Genomic DNA, 15,567 nt, shown 5'->3' with positions numbered 1-15,567 from the left:
ACGACGGCTTCCGGCGCGTGGAAAGATGGCGGCCATGTGCGGACTCCTGGCCTTCTTCAGCGCGCGCGGCGACGCCGCCGCCCACCGCGACCACATCGCCGGCGCACTGGAGTGCCTGCACCACCGTGGCCCGGACGAGACAGGGGTCGAGGTGGTCGGCGACGCCTCCGGCCGGTACGCGGACGGTGTGTTCGCGCACAAGCGCCTGGCGATCATCGACGTGGCGCTGAGCCACGAGCCCCTGCCCTACGCGGGCGGGCGTTACCTGCTCACCTTCAACGGCGAGATCTACAACTACATCGAGCTGCGCGAGGAGCTGATCCGCGACTACGGCGCCCAGTTCGCCACGAACGGCGACGGCGAGGTGATCGTCGCCGGCTACCACTACTGGGGTGAGCAGGTGCTCACCAAGCTGCGCGGCATGTTCGCGTTCGTGATCTGGGACCGGCAGGAGCGGCGGGCCTTCGGCGCGCGGGACTACTTCGGCATCAAGCCGCTGCACTACCTGGAGACCCAGGACGGCCTCTACCTCGCCTCGGAGAAGAAGGCCCTGCTGCCGTTCGCGCACTCGGCGTACCAGGGCGACGCGGGCATCGACACCGCCAACCTGAGCCACTACCTGACCCTGCAGTACGTGCCCGAGCCGGGCACGCTGCACAAGGGGATCAGCCGGATCGGCTCGGGGGAGTACCTGACCTGGACCCCTGGTGGCCGGATCGAGGTGCGCCGCTGGTACCGGCCGGTGTTCCGCCCGGCCCCGGTCTCCGACGAGCAGCGGCTCTACCACGACATCCGGGAGACGCTGCGGGAGAGCGTCCGGATGCACATGCGCTCGGACGTGCCGGTCGGCTCGTTCCTGTCCAGCGGCATCGACTCCACCGCCGTGGTGGCGCTGGCCCGCGAGTTCAACCCGAACATCCTCACCTTCACCGTCGGCTACGACGTTCCCGGCTACTCCGAGATCGACGTGGCCCAGGACTCGGCCCGGCACCTCGACGTGACCACCATCCCGACCAAGATCGGGCCGCAGGACATGATCGACGCGCTGCCGAAGATCGTCTGGCACCTGGACGACCCGGTGGCCGACCCGGCGCTGGTGCCGCTCTACTTCGTGGCGAAGAAGGCCGCCGAGCACGTCACAGTGGTGCTCTCCGGCGAGGGCGCGGACGAGTTCTTCGGCGGCTACACCATCTACCGGGAGCCGCTGTCGCTCAACGCGGTGAACAGCCTGCCCGACGGCGTGCAGAAGGGCCTGCGCGCGGTCTCCAAGGCGATCCCGCAGGGAGTGAAGGGTAAGAGCTTCCTGGAACGCGGCACCACCCCGATCGAGGAGCGCTACTACGGCAACGCCCGGATGTTCACCGAGGAGGAGAAGCAGCACCTGCTGCGCCGCTACGACCCCTCGGTGCGCTACACCGACGTGACCGCGCCGATCTACGCCGAGTGCACCGAACTGGACGACGTCACCAAGATGCAGTACGTCGACCTCTACACCTGGCTGCGCGGTGACATCCTGGTCAAGGCCGACCGGATCTCGATGGCGCACTCGCTCGAGGTGCGGGTGCCGTTCCTGGACCGGGAGGTCTTCAACGTCGCCGCCGGCATCCCGGTCGACCTGAAGCTGCCGCCCCGCTCCGAGGCCACCAAGTACGCTATGCGCCAGGCGCTGCAGGGCGTGGTGCCGCCGGCCATCGTCAACCGCAAGAAGCTGGGCTTCCCGACCCCGACCCGGGTCTGGCTGCGCGGCGAGATGTACGAGTGGGCGCGGCACGTGCTGTCCACCTCGGGCGCCGGTGACCTGATCGACCTGTCGTACGCGATGCGCCTGCTGGAGGAGCACAAACGGGAGGAGGCCGACCACTCCCGCAAGGTGTGGACCGTGCTGATCTTCTGCATCTGGCACGCCATCTTCGTGGCCAAGACGCTCGACCCGGGCATCCAGCGCAACCAGTCCGCGCTGCTCACCAAGCCGGTCGTCGGCAGCATGGTCCGCTGACCCGAGCGTGATGAGGAAGGGCCCCCGGGGTGTTCCCCGGGGGCCCTTCCCGTTACGGGATCAGCGACCGGTGCAGGTGACCGTCGGCAGGGAGTTGGTGCCGGAGAAGTTCGCCGTGAAGCCGAACGTGGTGGTGCCCTCCGGCGGGACGCTGCCGTTGTAGGCGGCGTTGGAGACGCTGACCGACGCCCCGCTGCCGCTCAACGTGCCGTTCCACACCTGGTTGATGGTCTGGCCGCTGGGCCAGGTCCAGTTCGCGGTCCACCCGGAGTAGGTCCGGGTGCTGTGGTTCATGATCGTCACTTCGCCCTGGAAGCCGCCACCCCAGGCGGTGACCACCTTGTACACCGCCATGCAGGAGCCGGCCGGCATCGTCGGGCTGGTCGTCACCGGCGGAGGTGAGGTCGGCGGCGCGGTCGTCGGGGGAGCGGTCGTCGGCGGCGCGGTGGTCGGCGGCGCGGTCGTCGGGGGGGTGCTGCCGCCCGAGCCGATCCCGGTCACCTCGCCGTTACCGCCGTCGAACGTCACGTCCGAGCAGCCGAAGAAGTTCTCCTGGCTGTCCGAGCGGACCCAGCGCGAGTAGATGATGTGCCGGCCGCTCTTGTTCGACGGCAGGTTGCCGGTGAAGTAGTAGTGACCGTCGTTGGTGCCGACCGCGCCGCGCTGCGGCGGGTTGGTCACCTGCAGGAACGGCTGCTCCTCCAGATCGCTCCAGGCCAGCGGGCGGTTCGGGCTCCAGCTGTCCTTCGTCACGTAGAAGTAGAACGTGCCCGGGTGGTGGGCCCAGTTGCTGTACCGGAACTCCATCGACCGGCCCGCCGTCAGGTGGGTGATCGGCCAGTCGTTGCGCGCCGCGTCGTACCCGCTGAAGTTGGGGTTGCCGCCGCTGCAGAGCTTGCCGTCGGGGATGAACCCGACGGTCCGCCCGCCGGCGTCGGAGCGCAGCACGCTGAACCAGTTGTACAGCGAGTTCGCCCCGTTCGCGGCCACCGCCGACGAGCAGGCGGGGTTGTTCGGCCGGATCTCACCGGTTCCGGTGAGGCCGTCCTTCCAGCACAGGTAGGTGCGGGCGCCCGGCGTCATGGCCGCGCCGTGCGCGGCCGCCGGTCCGGAGTTGGTGGCCAGGGCGAACGCGCCCAGGGCCAGGGTGGCGGCCGCGGTGAGCAACGCGGCCGTACGGGATCGGTGCACGGGGATCTCCTGACTCGCGGAGCGTGGCCTGGTTCGGCCCGCTCCGCTGGGACGAGCGGATGCGGCGATCGCGGTGCCCGCGCCTGCGCGGCCGGGGCCGTCGGCGGGCGCGCACCGTCTGCGATCCGTTGCCCACGGACCGCGTGGATGCCCTCGCGTCGGCTCGACCCGGCGGCCGGTGACGCGGCAGCCCCCGCGTCGTTACCCGGCACCGCCATCCCACCACGTCCGCTCCCCGCCCGCAATAGGCGCTGCTCGATGCCCGGGTCCCGGCGCGGCGTGGCGCCGGCATGCGCCAGGATCGGGGGAGACGATGAGAGGAGCCAGGATGGGGTACGCGGTGGTGCTCGGCGAGGCGCTGGTGGACCTGCTCGACGCCGAGCACGACGGAGAACCCGTCTACCGGCAGGCGATCGGCGGCGGTCCACTGAACGTCGCGGTGGCGGTCGCCCGGCTCGGCGGGGACGCGCGGTTCGTCGGGTCGCTCGGCGACGACGCGCTGGCCGGACGGATCCGCGCCTTCCTCACCGACGCCGGTGTGGACGTGAGCGGGACGGTCGCGGTGCCGGCTCCGACCGCGCTGGCGGTGGCCACGTTCGCCGGGCCCGAGCCGGATTTCCGCTTCTACGGCGAACCCCGCTCGTACGCGCTGCTCGGCCCGGACGACCTGGACGTGGCGCTGGTCGAGGGCGCGGACGTGCTCTACTGCGGCTCGATCGTGCTGCTCGACCCGCCGGTGCTGGCCGCCGCCCGCCGCGCCTGGTCGATCGCGGGCGGGTTGCGGGTGTTCGACCCCAACGTGCGGCCCCGCCTGCTCACCGCACCGGGCGCGCTGGACGGGCTGCGGGCGGTCGTCGCCGAGTTCGCCTCCGCCGCGCACCTGGTCAAGCTCAGCAGCGCCGACGCGCGGCTGCTCTACCCGGACGAGCCGGTCGAGGGCGTCGCCGCGTACCTGCGGGAACTGGGCGCGGGCACGGTCGTGGTCACGCTCGGCGCGGACGGTGCCCTGGTCGCCGCCGCCGACGACGTGGTACGCGTCCCCGCCCCGAAGGTGGACGCGGTGGACGCGACGGGCGCGGGCGACTCGGTGATGGGCGCGCTGATCGCCGACCTGCTGGTCGCCGGTGACCCGGCCGACCCGGCCGGGTGGCGGGAGCGGGTCGCGTTCGCGCTGCGGGTGGCGGCTGTGGTGTGCGAGTCACCGGGCGGCGCCACCGCCATGCCCACCCGCGCGCGGGTGTCCGCCCGCTTCCCGTGAACCCGCCGGGGTCAGGCGCGCCGGCGGGTCATCGTCAGGACGGCGGTCAGGGACAGCAGCGACCCGCCGGCCAGGACCACTGCCATCGGCAGCGCGCTGCCCTCGCCGCCCAGCCCGACCAGCGGGGCGGCCAGCGCGCCCACCACCGACTGGATGCCGCCCATCAGCGCGGCGGCGGTGCCCGCGTGCCGGGCGTGCGCGTCCAGCGCCAGCGCGGTGCTGTTCGGCATCACCATGCCGATCGAGCCGACGAAGACGAACAGCGGCACCGCCGTCACGACCAGGCTCCCGGCCAGCGCGCCGGTCAGCACGCCGGCCGCCGCCACCAGGCCTACCACGAGCATGGTGACCAGCAGCCGGCGCGGGGAGAACCGGTCGAGCAGCCGGGCGTTTGCCTGCCCGAGGGCCACCAGGGCGAGCGCGTTGACCCCGAAGATCACGCTGTACACCATCATGGAGACACCGAAGACGTCCTGGAACACGAAGGACGACCCCGAGATGTACGCGAACAGCCCGGCGAACGCGAAACCCTGTGTCAGCGCGTACCCGAGGTAGACCCGGTCGGCGAGCAGCGACCGCATGGTCCGGAGGGTGCCCCCGAGGCCGCCGGTGCTGCGCCGCTCGGCCGGCAGCGTCTCCGGCAGGCGCAGCGCGGCCGCGACCGCGAGCATCGCCCCGATGACGGCCAGGACCAGGAAGACGGCCCGCCACGAGCCGAACCGCAGCACGAGGCTGCCCGCGCCCGGTGCCGCCACCGGCGCCACGCCGAAGACCAGGATGAGCCGGGAGAAGTACTTCGCGGCGGCGCGGCCCGCGTAGAGGTCGCGGACCACCGCGCGGGCGACCACCACACCCATGCCGCCGGCCATACCCTGGGCGAACCGGGCGACGGCGAGCAGCGGGGCGTTCGGCGCCGCGGCGCACGCCAGCGTCAGCACCGTGTACGCGACCAGGCCCACCAGCACCGGGAGGCGGCGCCCCCAGCGGTCGCTCAGCGGTCCGGTGACGAGCTGGCCGAACGCCAGGCCGATCAGGTAGGTGGTGAGCGAGAGTTGGATGCCGGCCTGGTCGGCGCCGAGGTCGCGGGTCATGGCCGGGAACGCCGGCAGGTACATGTCCAGCGACAGCGGGCCGACCGCGGTGAGCCCGCCGAGCAGGAGCAGCAGCGTCACGCCGCCGGTGGGTGCGGTGGACGCGGTGGTGCGATCGGTCGGGCGCGCGGCGGCGGGCGCGGCGTTGCTCACGAGTGGGTACCCCCTGATCCGGTGCTTCGGGGTACCTTACCTCTGTAGTCAGAACTATTGCGATGTGAGGCGGGTGACTCCGTGGCGACGAACGAGCAGGTGGCGCGGTTCGGCGCGGCGCTGGGCGAGGTGCACCGGCTCCTGCGCCGCCGAGCCATGGCGCGCGCCGGGCGGGACCCGCTGCCCGAGGCTCAGGTGGAGGTGCTCCTGCTGGTCCACCAGACGCCGGGGATCAGCGGCAAGGAGGTGGCCCGGCGTCTCGGCACCGCGCCCAACACGGTGAGCACGCTGGTCCGCGACCTCACCGACGCCGGGCTGCTGGCTCGCGACCGTGACCCCGCCGACCGCCGGGTGGTCCGGCTGCGCACCACCGACGCCGCCCGGGCGCGGATCGCCCACTACGCGACCCACCGCGCGGCGCTGCTCGCCGCCGCCCTGGACGCGCTGGACCCGCCGGCGCGGGCGGCGATCCTGGCCGCCGCCCCGCACCTCGACGCGCTGCGCGACGCGCTCGCCGGACCCGTCCGGCCCGAGGGGTCCGAACCCGCGGCGGGAAACCCGGTGGCCGCCGTACCGCCCCTCGGCACATGATCGCGGGGTGCTGCACCAGGACGAGATACCGGTGGACGAGGGCGTGGTCCGCGCGCTGCTGACCGAGCAGCGCCCCGAGTGGGCCGCCCTGCCGGTGACGCCCGCCGGTGGCGGGACCGACAACACGATGTACCGCCTCGGCACCGACCTGCTGGTCCGGCTGCCCCGTACGGCGGAGAATTCCACTGCCCTGCGCAAGGAACAGCGGTGGCTGCCCCGGCTCGCGCCGCTGCTGCCGGTGCGCGTGCCCGAACCGCTGTACGCGGGCACGCCGGGCGCCGCCTTCCCGCTGCCCTGGTCGGTGCTGCGGTGGATACCGGGCGACGAGGTCCGGCCCGGCACCGTCGGGGACTGGACCGCCCTCGGCACCGACCTGGCGATGTTCGTCCGGCACCTGCACGCGGCCGACCTGCTCGGCGCGACCCGGGCGGGCCCGCTGGGTGGATACCGCGGCGGCAGCCTGCGTCCCTGCGACACCTGGATCTCCCCGGCGCTCGACGACTGCCGGACCCTGATCGGGGAGGAGGCGGACGTCGGCACGCTCCAGCGGCTGTGGCGCGAGGCCCTCACCCTGCCCGAACCCGCCGGGCCGCACGTCTGGCTGCACGGCGACCTCAAGCCCACCAACCTGCTGGTGCGCGACGGCCGGCTGCGGGCGGTCATCGACTTCGGCGGCCTCGCCGTCGGGCACCCCGACGCCGAACACGCGCCGATCTGGGACCTCCCGCCACCCGCCCGGCACGCCTACCGCGAGGCGCTCGGCGTGGACGACGTGACCTGGGCGCGGGCCCGCGCCTGGGCGCTCGGCGTGGCGGCCAGCGGCGTCTCCTACTACTGGCACACGTTCCCGGCGTTCGTCGCCGAGTGCCGCAACCGTCTCCGCGAGATCCTGGCCGACGCCGGCTGACTTCGGCCTCCGCCGCCGGTCAGGCCGTGCCGTCCAGCTCCGCGTAGCCGCGCCGGGCCGCGATCAGGCCCGGCCGGGCGCCGAACGGCGACTCGGCCGCCACCCGCTCCGGCGGCGCGCCGCCGGTGTGCCCGGCGCGGATCAGCCACGCCTGCCGCGCGAGCTGCGCGTGCTGCTCGCGGACGAAGTCCGCGCCGACCGGCTCGCCGTGGCCGGGCACCACCACCGTCGCGGGCGTGGTCAGCCGCAGCAGGTCGGCCAGCGCGTCCGGCCACTTCAGGGGGTACGACTCCTCGAACGCCGGTGGCCCGCTCTGCTCCACCAGGTCGCCAGCGACGAGCACGTCCGCGTCCGGCACGTGCACCACCAGATCGGCGTCGGTGTGCCCGTGCCCGGGATGGCGCAGCACCACCCGCCGGCCGCCCACGTCGAGCACCGTCTCGGAGACCACCTCGCGCGTCGGCGCCCGCAGCTCGGTCCGCGCCAGCTCCTCGGCCAGCGCCGGATGCCCGGCGCGCATCTCCTCGTACGCGGCCCGGCGCACCGCCTCGGGGCGGTCCCGCAGCGCCGCCGCGGCCTGGGCGTGCGCGTAGATCGCGGTGTCCGGCCCGGCCAGCGTGGCGTTGCCGAAGCAGTGGTCGAAGTGGTGGTGCGTGTTGACGATCGTCCACGGGTGAGGCGTCACCGCCCGCGCCGCCTCCGCCAGCTCCCCGGCCTGCGCGGCGGTGGAGAGCGTGTCCACCAGCAGCGCCGCGCCGTCACCGGCCACCAGCACCACGTTCACCGCGAGCACCGGCTCGCGTCTCACGTACACCCCGGTGGCGACCTCGGTGAACCCGGCGGTCATGACGGGCCGAGAGCCCGCTCGACGAAGCGCTGCCGGTCGACGAGCGCCCGCTCGACCCGGCCCCGCGCCGCCACAGTGGGCCCGTCGGTGACAGTCACGTCGAAGACGAGTCGCTTCCCGTCGACCTTCACCAGCTCGGCGTGGGCGGAAACGGTACGCCCGACCGGGGTGGCCGCGCGGTGCTCCAGCTCGACCCGTACGCCGACGGTGGTGGACCCCGGCGGCATCCGGGTCGCGGTGGCGGCCACCGTGGCCGCCTCGGCCAGCGCCAGCACCCGTGGGGTGCCGAGCACCGGCACGTCCCCGGAGCCGACCGCCTGCGCGGTGTCGGCGTCGGTCACTGTGAGCTCGACCCGGGCGGTCAGGCCCGGCGCGAAGGGCGGCTCCGGCTGCTCCTGCATGCGGCCGAGCCTAGTGCAGCCGGCCCGGGTCCGTCCGGCGTCCGAGCCGCCGCCCCCGCGTCGTTCCCGCCCGCCCGCAGGCCCGCCCGTCGCCCGCCGTTAACCTTGTCCGCGATGGCCGAGCAGACACAATCTCCGACCCCCGCCCCCGACGCGACCACCGAATCGCCCGACGGCGGGCGTCGCCGTGTGATCGCGATGACCATCTGGGGCGTCGCGTTCGTCGCCGCCTGGCTCGCCATCGGCCTGCCCACCGACCCGGCGTACGCGTTCCTGTGGATCTGGGCCGGCACCATCGCCTGGAACTCGGACCGCCCGTGGCGCAGCCACCTGCGCTTCGCCCGGGACTGGATCCCGGTGGTGCTGCTGCTCGCCGCGTACAACCTGTCCCGTGGGTTCGCCGACAACGGCGCCACCCCGCACGCCATGGAACTGATCGTCGCCGACCGGTTCCTCACCGGATGGCTCACCGGCGGCGAGGTGCCGACGATCTGGCTCCAGGAGCGGCTGTACGACCCGGCCGAGGTGCGCTGGTGGGACGTGCTGGTGAGCTGGATCTACTTCTCGCACTTCGTGGCGACGTTCGCCGCCGCGGCGGTGCTGTGGATGCGCAACCGGCGGCGCTGGATCGCGTACATGTCCCGCTGGGGCTTCCTGTGCGCGGCCGGGCTGGTCACCTACTTCGCCTACCCGGCCGCGCCGCCGTGGTGGGCGGCCCAGAACGGCCTGCTCACCGAGGTCGCGCGGATCTCCACCCGGGGCTGGAAGGAGATCGGCATGCACGGCGCGGGCAACCTGCTCAACGCCGGGCAGATCGCCTCCAACCCGGTCGCCGCAATGCCGTCGCTGCACACCGCGTTCGCGCTGTTCGTGGTGCTGTTCTTCATGCGCTCGGTGCGCAAGCGCTGGTGGCCGCTGATGCTGGCGTATCCGCTGGCCATGACGTTCACGCTGATGTACAGCGGTGAGCACTACCTGATCGACGTGCTGGTCGGCTGGGCGTACGTCGGCATGACGTTCCTGGTGGTCGGCCTGGCCGAGCGCTGGTGGGCGGCGCGGCGGGCCCGGCGTGCCGGCGAGCCCGCCGTCGCCGCCGGCGAGCCGCCCGCCGTCGGCGACACCACCGACACCCCGGACCGGGCCGCCGACGACCGGGACGCGGTGCCCGCCGAGCGCCGGTAGGCCCGGCGGGTCAGCGGTCGGTACGGCGGGCGGCCCGCGAGCGCTCGGTCAGCTCCGCGGCCAGCGCCCACGCGTCGGCCAGGTCCCTGTCGACGGCCGCGGCCCCGGCCCCACCGGCGGTGTCCGCGTGCACCGTGGCCAGCCGCAGCAGCCGCTGCACCGGACCCCGGGTGACGCGCACGCTCTGGATCCGGGCGTACGGCACCAGCGTCAACCGGCGGGTCAGCAGCCCGGAGCGGGCCACGAACACCCGATCGTCGAGGCCGGCGCCGACCACCTTGCGGCTCAGCGGGCGCAGCCACCGGGCCCGTGCCGGCGGCGGCGTGGCGGGCAGCGCGTCCAGCCGGACGCCGGGCAGCACCTCCGCCACGACCCGCGCGCCGGTGTCCGCGTCGCCGACCGGCAGCAGGCGGTCCGGGCGGTTGCGGTCGTCCGGCTCACCGGCCGAGTAACCGGCCACCTCCAGCCGCAGCCGCAGCCATCCCTTCATCCGCCAGAGCAGCGGCCAGGTCGCCCGTACGGTCTGCACCCGGTGCAGCGGCACGGTCTGCACCCGCGTCTCCAGCAGCCCGTTGTGCACGCGCAGCGTGCCGTCGTCCCGGTCGAGCCGGAAGCTCCAGTCGTCGAGCACCCGGCGGATCGGTTGCAGCACCACGCCGGCCATCGCGGTGAGCGTGCTCGCCACCGCGATGAACGACCACGAGTCCTCGGAGAGGAACTGCGCGCCGACGAAGACCAGGCCCAGCGGCAGCAGGAACGCCTGCGGCGTGAGCAGCTGGCTGACCAGCAGGTCCTGGTTGCGGACGGTGTGCAGCCGGCGCCCCTCCGGCGCGGGCACGGCCGGGAGGCCGGGTTCGGCAGCCGGTGCGGGCGCCGGACCTGAGCGACCGGCGACCGCGAGCAGCCGCTGCCGCAGCGCGGTGGCCTCGGCCACGCTGAGGTAGGCCAGCGGCGCCTCGGTCTTGCCCCCGCCGACCACCTCCAGCCGCAGCTCGGCCAGGCCGGTGAGCTGGGCCAGCAGGGGCCGGACCACCTCCACCGCCTGCAACCGCTCCAGCGGGATGGCCCGGGTACGCCGCCACAGCAGCCCTTCGTGGACCCGCAGTTCGCGGCCCACCAGGTGGTAGCCGGTGTTCCACCAGCTCACCACGGACAGCACCGTGGCGCCGAGGACGAAGACCGTGACCAGCACCGCGAACCAGCCGAACCCGACCCGCGACAGCGTCGACCAGGAGAGCCCGGCGATCACCACGACAAGCGACTTCGCGCCGTGCAGCGCCGGGCTGAGCGGATGCAGCCGCTGCCGGGGCTCCTCGCCACCGACAGGTCCGGCGGCCGGACCCCACAGTCCCGGGTACGGCGGCAGTGGCACGGGCCACGGCCCGGGCGCCGCCGGATCGGGGCCGGGCGACGGCCCGTGACCGGGTGCCGCCGAGCCGGGCGGCCCGTAGCCGGGTGGTGGCCCGTAGCCGGGCTGCGGCGGTCCGTATCCGGGCGGCCCAGGGGCGGGCGGCGCGGCGGGCGGACCGTGGCCCGGCGCGGGCGGGCCGGGCGTCGGCTCGGACCGGCCGTCGGGGGGCGGCGGGGCGCCGGGCTCGCTCCGGTCGCTCACAGGCCCTCCGCCCGGTCCTCGCCCAGCGCGGTCAGCCGGTCGCGCAGCCGGGACGCCTCGGCCGGGCGCAGACCGGGCACCCGGGCGTCGCTCGCGGCCGCCGCCGTATGCAATTGCACTGTGGCGAGGTCGAAGGCGCGCTCCAGCGGACCGGCGCTCACATCGACGAACTGCATCCGGGAGTACGGCACGATGGACAGCCGCCGCACCAGCAGGCCGTGCCGCACGAGCAGATCGTCGTCGCGCTCGGCGTACCCCCAGGCGCGGACCGCGCGCACGATGGTGACGGACCGCCAGACGCCCAGCAGCAGCGCTCCGCCCACGGCGGCGCCGAGCAGCCAGTGCCCGGCCAGCGCCCAGGCGGCGCCGAGCACCACGAGCGTCACCGCCAGCCCGATGCCGAGCCGGATCAGCTCCACCCAGATCAGGTCGCGGGAGATCGGCTGCCAGCGGACCGTGTCCGGCCAGGGCTCCAGCGCGCTGCGCGAGGCGGGCGGCGGGCCGGCGGGACCGTCACCGCTCATCGGGGAGACCTGCCGTGTTCGCCGCCGGTACGGGCTCGGATCATCTGCTCGCTCACGCTTCGAGCGTAGGCGATCAGGGCAGCGGGACCACCTCGCGGAGGAAGCCGCGTGCGTCGAGGAAGTCGCCGAGGGACCCCCGGTGCTCCGGGCAGGCCAGCCACGTCTTGCGCCGGTCCGGCGCGTGCAGGCGGGGGTTGTGCCAGCGGAGCTGGTACGCGGCGGGTGCGCGACATCCCCGCGCCGAGCAGATCAGCGTTTCGTCCGGGCTGGTGGGAGTCGTCACCGGGGCGAGTCTAGAGGCCGCACGCCGGGAGTTTTAGCGCCGGGCGGCCACGGGGGGAGCCGCCCGGCGACGGGGTGAATCGTACACACTGCGGACCCCTCGTTGTCCACCCGTGTTCAGCGTTTTCCGCACGCCGGGACGGCGTGGCCGGACGGCGCGGCGAAAATCGTGCCTCTCCCACCCTCGGCTCTCAGGGAGGCATGACAGTCTTGGTACGCACCACGCCGCGACGACGACCCTGCTGTGGAGGACCGGTGGCCCAGCCGACCACACCCGACGTGCCGAACCCGACCGAGGCGGCGCCGGACGCGCCGCCCCCGGCGGGCACCACCCCGGCCCAGGACGCCACGCTGCTGGAGCGGGCCCTGTTCGAGACCAAGCGGGTGATCGTCGGCCAGGACCGGATGGTCGAGCGGATGTTCGTCGCGCTGCTGGCGCGGGGCCACTGCCTGCTGGAGGGCGTGCCGGGGGTGGCGAAGACACTCGCCGTGGAGACCCTGGCGCGGGTCGTCGGCGGCTCGTTCGCCCGGGTCCAGTTCACCCCCGACCTGGTGCCCGCCGACATCATGGGCACCCGGATCTACCGGCAGTCCAGCGAGAAGTTCGACGTCGAGCTGGGCCCGGTCTTCGTCAACTTCCTGCTCGCCGACGAGATCAACCGCGCGCCGGCCAAGGTGCAGTCGGCGCTGCTGGAGGTGATGAGCGAGCGGCAGGTCTCCATCGGCGGCGAGAGCCACCGGGTGCCGGACCCGTTCCTGGTCATGGCCACCCAGAACCCGATCGAGCAGGAGGGTGTCTACCCGCTGCCGGAGGCACAGCGGGACCGGTTCCTCATGAAGATCGTCGTGGGCTACCCGACCGATGCCGAGGAGCGCGAGATCGTCTACCGGATGGGCGTGACGCCGCCCGAGCCGGCCCGGGTGTTCGACACCCCGGACCTGGTCGCCCTCCAGCACAAGGCCGACCAGGTGTTCGTGCACAACGCGCTGGTCGACTACGCGGTGCGGCTGGTGCTCGCCACCCGGGCGCCGGCCGAGCACGGCATGCCCGACGTGGCCCAGCTCATCCAGTACGGCGCCAGCCCGCGCGCCTCGCTCGGCCTGGTCCGGGCCACCCGCGCGCTGGCGCTGCTGCGCGGCCGGGACTACGCGTTGCCGCAGGACGTGCAGGACATCGCGCCGGACATCCTGCGCCACCGGCTGGTGCTCAGCTACGACGCGCTCGCCGACGACGTGCCGGCCGACCACATCGTGCACCGGGTGATGTCGACCATCCCGCTGCCCGCCGTCGCGCCCCGCCAGCAGGCCACACCACCGCCGCCGGCCGTGCCGCACAACGGGTGGCCCGGGCAGCGGCCGTGACCTCGCCCACCCCGCTGAGCGCCGCCGGCGACCGCTCGGGGGCCGTGCTGGCCCGGCTCCAGCTCATGGTGACCCGCAAGCTGGACGGCCTGCTCCAGGGCGACTACGCCGGGCTGCTGCCCGGACCGGGCAGCGAGGCGGGGGAGTCCCGGGAGTACCGGCCCGGCGACGACGTGCGCCGGATGGACTGGCCGGTCACCGCCCGCACCACCATGCCGCACGTTCGGCGTACGGTGGCCGACCGCGAGCTGGAGACGTGGCTGGCGGTGGACATGTCGGCCAGCCTGGACTTCGGCAGCGGACGGTGGCTCAAGCGGGACGTGGCGGTGGCCGCCGTCGCCGCGCTGGCCCACCTCACCGTGCGGGGCGGCAACCGGATCGGGGCGGTGGTCGGCACCGGCGGGCCGGGCACGATGCTGCGGCTGCCCGCCCGCTCCGGCCGCAAGGAGGCCCAGGGGCTGCTGCGGGCGGTCGCCGGAGCCGAGATCCGGCCCGGCCGCAGCGACCTCGGCGCGCTCGTCGACATGCTCAACCGGCCGCCCCGGCGGCGCGGCGTCGCGGTGGTGATCTCCGACTTCCTCGCGCCGCCGCAGCAGTGGGGCCGTCCGCTGCGTAAGCTGCGGGTCCGCCACGACGTGCTGGCCGTCGAGGTGGTCGATCCGCGGGAACTGGAACTGCCCGACGTGGGGGTGCTGCCGGTGGTCGACCCGGAGAGCGGGGAGCTGCACGAGGTGCAGACCGCCGACCCGGGCCTGCGCCGCCGGTACGCCGAGGCGGCGGCCGCCCAGCGCGGGGCGATCGCCGCCGAACTGCGTGCCGCGGGCGCGGCCCACCTGCGCCTGCGTACCGACCGAGACTGGCTGCTGGACATGGTGCGTTTCGTCGCCGCGCAGCGGCACGCCCGCACCAGAGGGACGACTCGATGATCCGTTTTCTGCAACCGTGGTGGCTGCTCGCCGTGCTGCCGGTGCTCGCCCTCGCCGCCGCGTACGTCTGGCGGCAACTGCACCGCCGGCAGTACGCCCTGCGGTTCACAAACGTCGACCTGCTGCGTACCGTCGCGCCCAAGGGACTGGGCTGGCGGCGGCACGTGGCGGCCACCGCGTTCCTGCTCTGCCTGCTGGTGCTGGCGACCGGGCTGGCCCGTCCGGCGATCGACACCCGGGAGCCGCTGGAGCGGGCCACCGTGATGCTCGCCATCGACGTGTCGCTGTCGATGCAGGCCGACGACGTGTCACCGAACCGCCTGGAGGCGGCGCAGGAGGCGGCCAAGCAGTTCGTCGGCGAGCTGCCGCAGAGCTACAACCTGGGGCTCGTCTCGTTCGCGAAGTCGGCGAACGTGCTGGTGCCACCGACGAAGGACCGGGCCGCCGTCACCACCGCCATCGACGGGCTGGTGCTGGCCGAGGCAACCGCCACCGGCGAGGCGGTCTTCACCTGCCTGGAGGCGATCCGCTCGGTGCCGGCCGACGGCGCCGCCGGCATCCCGCCGGCCCGGATCGTGCTGCTCTCCGACGGCTACCGCACGTCGGGCCGGTCGGTGGAGGAGGCCGCGGCGGCGGCGCAGGCGGCGAACGTGCCGGTGTCCACCATCGCGTTCGGCACCGACTCCGGGCAGGTCGACATCGGCGGGCAGCTCCAGCGGGTGCCGGTGGACCGCACCGCGCTGTCCCAGCTCGCGGAGACCACGCAGGGCTTCTTCTACGAGGCGGCTTCGGCCAGCGAGCTGAAGCAGGTCTACCAGGACATGGGCAGCTCGATCGGCTACCGCACCGAGCCGCGTGAGATCACCCAGTGGTACGCGGGGATCGCGCTGCTGCTGGCCCTGTGCGCGGGCGGGCTGAGTCTGCTCTGGACGTCCCGGCTGGTCTGAGCCGGGAACCGGCCGGCGGCGGTCAGTGACCGCCGCCGACCAGCACGAACAGGACGGCCACCCAGACGGCGGCGAGGGTGAAGCCCAGCGGGGCGACGTAACGGCTCATGGGTGTGCTCCGTGGCGACGGGCGGCCCGGTGCGGGCCGTTGGGGGTCGGGGCGTACGCGCACGAAGTCGTGACCGGGTGCTCCGCCGCGCGGCAGGCCACACCCCGGCGTGGTCGCCGGAGAGCGAATGCGGTGCGGAGGGCGGGAAGCGGGTCAGCCGCGTCGGCAGAGCCGTGGCTCAGCGGGGC

15 protein-coding genes are annotated in these 15,567 nt (G+C 74.1%); 8 read left to right on the top strand and 7 right to left on the bottom strand.

What is annotated here, in order from left to right; translation table 11 throughout:
• Positions 1-34: 34 nt before the first annotated feature.
• Positions 35-1,996, top strand: coding sequence for an asparagine synthase (glutamine-hydrolyzing) (asnB, locus tag ACGFIA_RS07860; protein WP_135241123.1), 1,962 nt, complete (start codon positions 35-37; stop codon positions 1,994-1,996).
• A gap of 60 nt (positions 1,997-2,056) precedes the next feature.
• Here asnB and ACGFIA_RS07855 read toward each other — a convergent pair whose 3' ends face one another.
• Complete coding sequence (locus tag ACGFIA_RS07855) at positions 2,057-3,193, bottom strand: lytic polysaccharide monooxygenase (protein ID WP_357388127.1); 1,137 nt, start codon at positions 3,191-3,193, stop codon at positions 2,057-2,059.
• 322 nt (positions 3,194-3,515) lie between these two features.
• Between ACGFIA_RS07855 and ACGFIA_RS07850 the strand changes: the two genes are divergently transcribed.
• Positions 3,516-4,445 (top strand): carbohydrate kinase, encoded by a 930-nt coding sequence (locus ACGFIA_RS07850; protein WP_393259139.1) that lies wholly within the window; start codon positions 3,516-3,518, stop codon positions 4,443-4,445.
• Positions 4,446-4,456: 11 nt separating this feature from the next.
• On the opposite strand, the gene ACGFIA_RS07845 is transcribed toward ACGFIA_RS07850, so the two are convergent.
• A complete protein-coding gene (locus ACGFIA_RS07845; RefSeq protein ID WP_393259137.1) occupies positions 4,457-5,689 on the bottom strand; it encodes a multidrug effflux MFS transporter in 1,233 nt (410 codons plus the stop codon).
• An 81-nt stretch (positions 5,690-5,770) separates the two neighbouring features.
• Here ACGFIA_RS07845 and ACGFIA_RS07840 point away from each other — a divergent pair, with 81 nt between their 5' ends.
• Together ACGFIA_RS07840 and ACGFIA_RS07835 are read left to right on the top strand one after the other, a co-directional pair.
• On the top strand, positions 5,771-6,280 hold the full coding sequence (locus ACGFIA_RS07840) for a MarR family transcriptional regulator (protein ID WP_357387996.1): 510 nt from the start codon (positions 5,771-5,773) through the stop codon (positions 6,278-6,280).
• Positions 6,281-6,287: 7 nt separating this feature from the next.
• Positions 6,288-7,187, top strand: a complete 900-nt coding sequence (locus tag ACGFIA_RS07835; RefSeq protein ID WP_393259135.1) for an aminoglycoside phosphotransferase family protein — start codon at positions 6,288-6,290, stop codon at positions 7,185-7,187.
• A gap of 19 nt (positions 7,188-7,206) precedes the next feature.
• Here the strand turns inward: ACGFIA_RS07835 and ACGFIA_RS07830 are convergent, their stop codons facing one another.
• Both ACGFIA_RS07830 and ACGFIA_RS07825 read right to left on the bottom strand, forming a co-directional pair.
• On the bottom strand, positions 7,207-8,034 hold the full coding sequence (locus ACGFIA_RS07830; RefSeq protein ID WP_357388000.1) for an MBL fold metallo-hydrolase: 828 nt from the start codon (positions 8,032-8,034) through the stop codon (positions 7,207-7,209).
• Positions 8,031-8,435, bottom strand: a complete 405-nt coding sequence (locus ACGFIA_RS07825; protein ID WP_357388002.1) for a hotdog domain-containing protein — start codon at positions 8,433-8,435, stop codon at positions 8,031-8,033. The genes ACGFIA_RS07830 and ACGFIA_RS07825 overlap by 4 nt, the downstream gene beginning before the upstream one ends.
• A gap of 114 nt (positions 8,436-8,549) precedes the next feature.
• On the opposite strand from ACGFIA_RS07825, the gene ACGFIA_RS07820 reads away from it, so the two are divergent.
• On the top strand, positions 8,550-9,617 hold the full coding sequence (locus ACGFIA_RS07820; RefSeq protein ID WP_357388004.1) for a phosphatase PAP2 family protein: 1,068 nt from the start codon (positions 8,550-8,552) through the stop codon (positions 9,615-9,617).
• Positions 9,618-9,627: 10 nt separating this feature from the next.
• On the opposite strand, the gene ACGFIA_RS07815 is transcribed toward ACGFIA_RS07820, so the two are convergent.
• From ACGFIA_RS07815 to ACGFIA_RS07805, 3 genes are all read right to left on the bottom strand, one after another.
• Positions 9,628-10,989, bottom strand: coding sequence for a PH domain-containing protein (locus ACGFIA_RS07815; RefSeq protein ID WP_393259328.1), 1,362 nt, complete (start codon positions 10,987-10,989; stop codon positions 9,628-9,630).
• Between the two features lie 236 nt (positions 10,990-11,225).
• Positions 11,226-11,753: a PH domain-containing protein gene (locus tag ACGFIA_RS07810; RefSeq protein ID WP_357476998.1), complete on the bottom strand. Its 528-nt coding sequence runs from the start codon at positions 11,751-11,753 to the stop codon at positions 11,226-11,228.
• A 73-nt stretch (positions 11,754-11,826) separates the two neighbouring features.
• Positions 11,827-12,036 carry a hypothetical protein gene (locus ACGFIA_RS07805; RefSeq protein WP_357388008.1) on the bottom strand — a complete coding sequence of 70 codons (210 nt, stop codon included), beginning with the start codon at positions 12,034-12,036 and terminating at the stop codon, positions 11,827-11,829.
• Positions 12,037-12,290: 254 nt separating this feature from the next.
• Here ACGFIA_RS07805 and ACGFIA_RS07800 point away from each other — a divergent pair, with 254 nt between their 5' ends.
• From ACGFIA_RS07800 to ACGFIA_RS07790, 3 genes are read left to right on the top strand one after another with little or no spacing between them, the layout of a single operon-like run.
• A complete protein-coding gene (locus ACGFIA_RS07800) occupies positions 12,291-13,397 on the top strand; it encodes a MoxR family ATPase (RefSeq protein ID WP_357388010.1) in 1,107 nt (368 codons plus the stop codon).
• Positions 13,376-14,323, top strand: coding sequence for a DUF58 domain-containing protein (locus ACGFIA_RS07795; RefSeq protein WP_357388012.1), 948 nt, complete (start codon positions 13,376-13,378; stop codon positions 14,321-14,323). The genes ACGFIA_RS07800 and ACGFIA_RS07795 overlap by 22 nt, the downstream gene beginning before the upstream one ends.
• Complete coding sequence (locus tag ACGFIA_RS07790; protein WP_302907890.1) at positions 14,320-15,270, top strand: VWA domain-containing protein; 951 nt, start codon at positions 14,320-14,322, stop codon at positions 15,268-15,270. Before ACGFIA_RS07795 ends, ACGFIA_RS07790 begins: the two co-directional genes overlap by 4 nt.
• The last annotated feature ends 297 nt before the right edge of the window (positions 15,271-15,567 follow it).

It is taken from the genome of Micromonospora sp. NPDC049203 (genome assembly GCF_043197215.1).
Classification (GTDB): domain Bacteria; phylum Actinomycetota; class Actinomycetes; order Mycobacteriales; family Micromonosporaceae; genus Micromonospora.
Note: the sequence above shows the minus strand (reverse complement) of the source record. Positions and strands in the feature narration are given on the sequence as shown.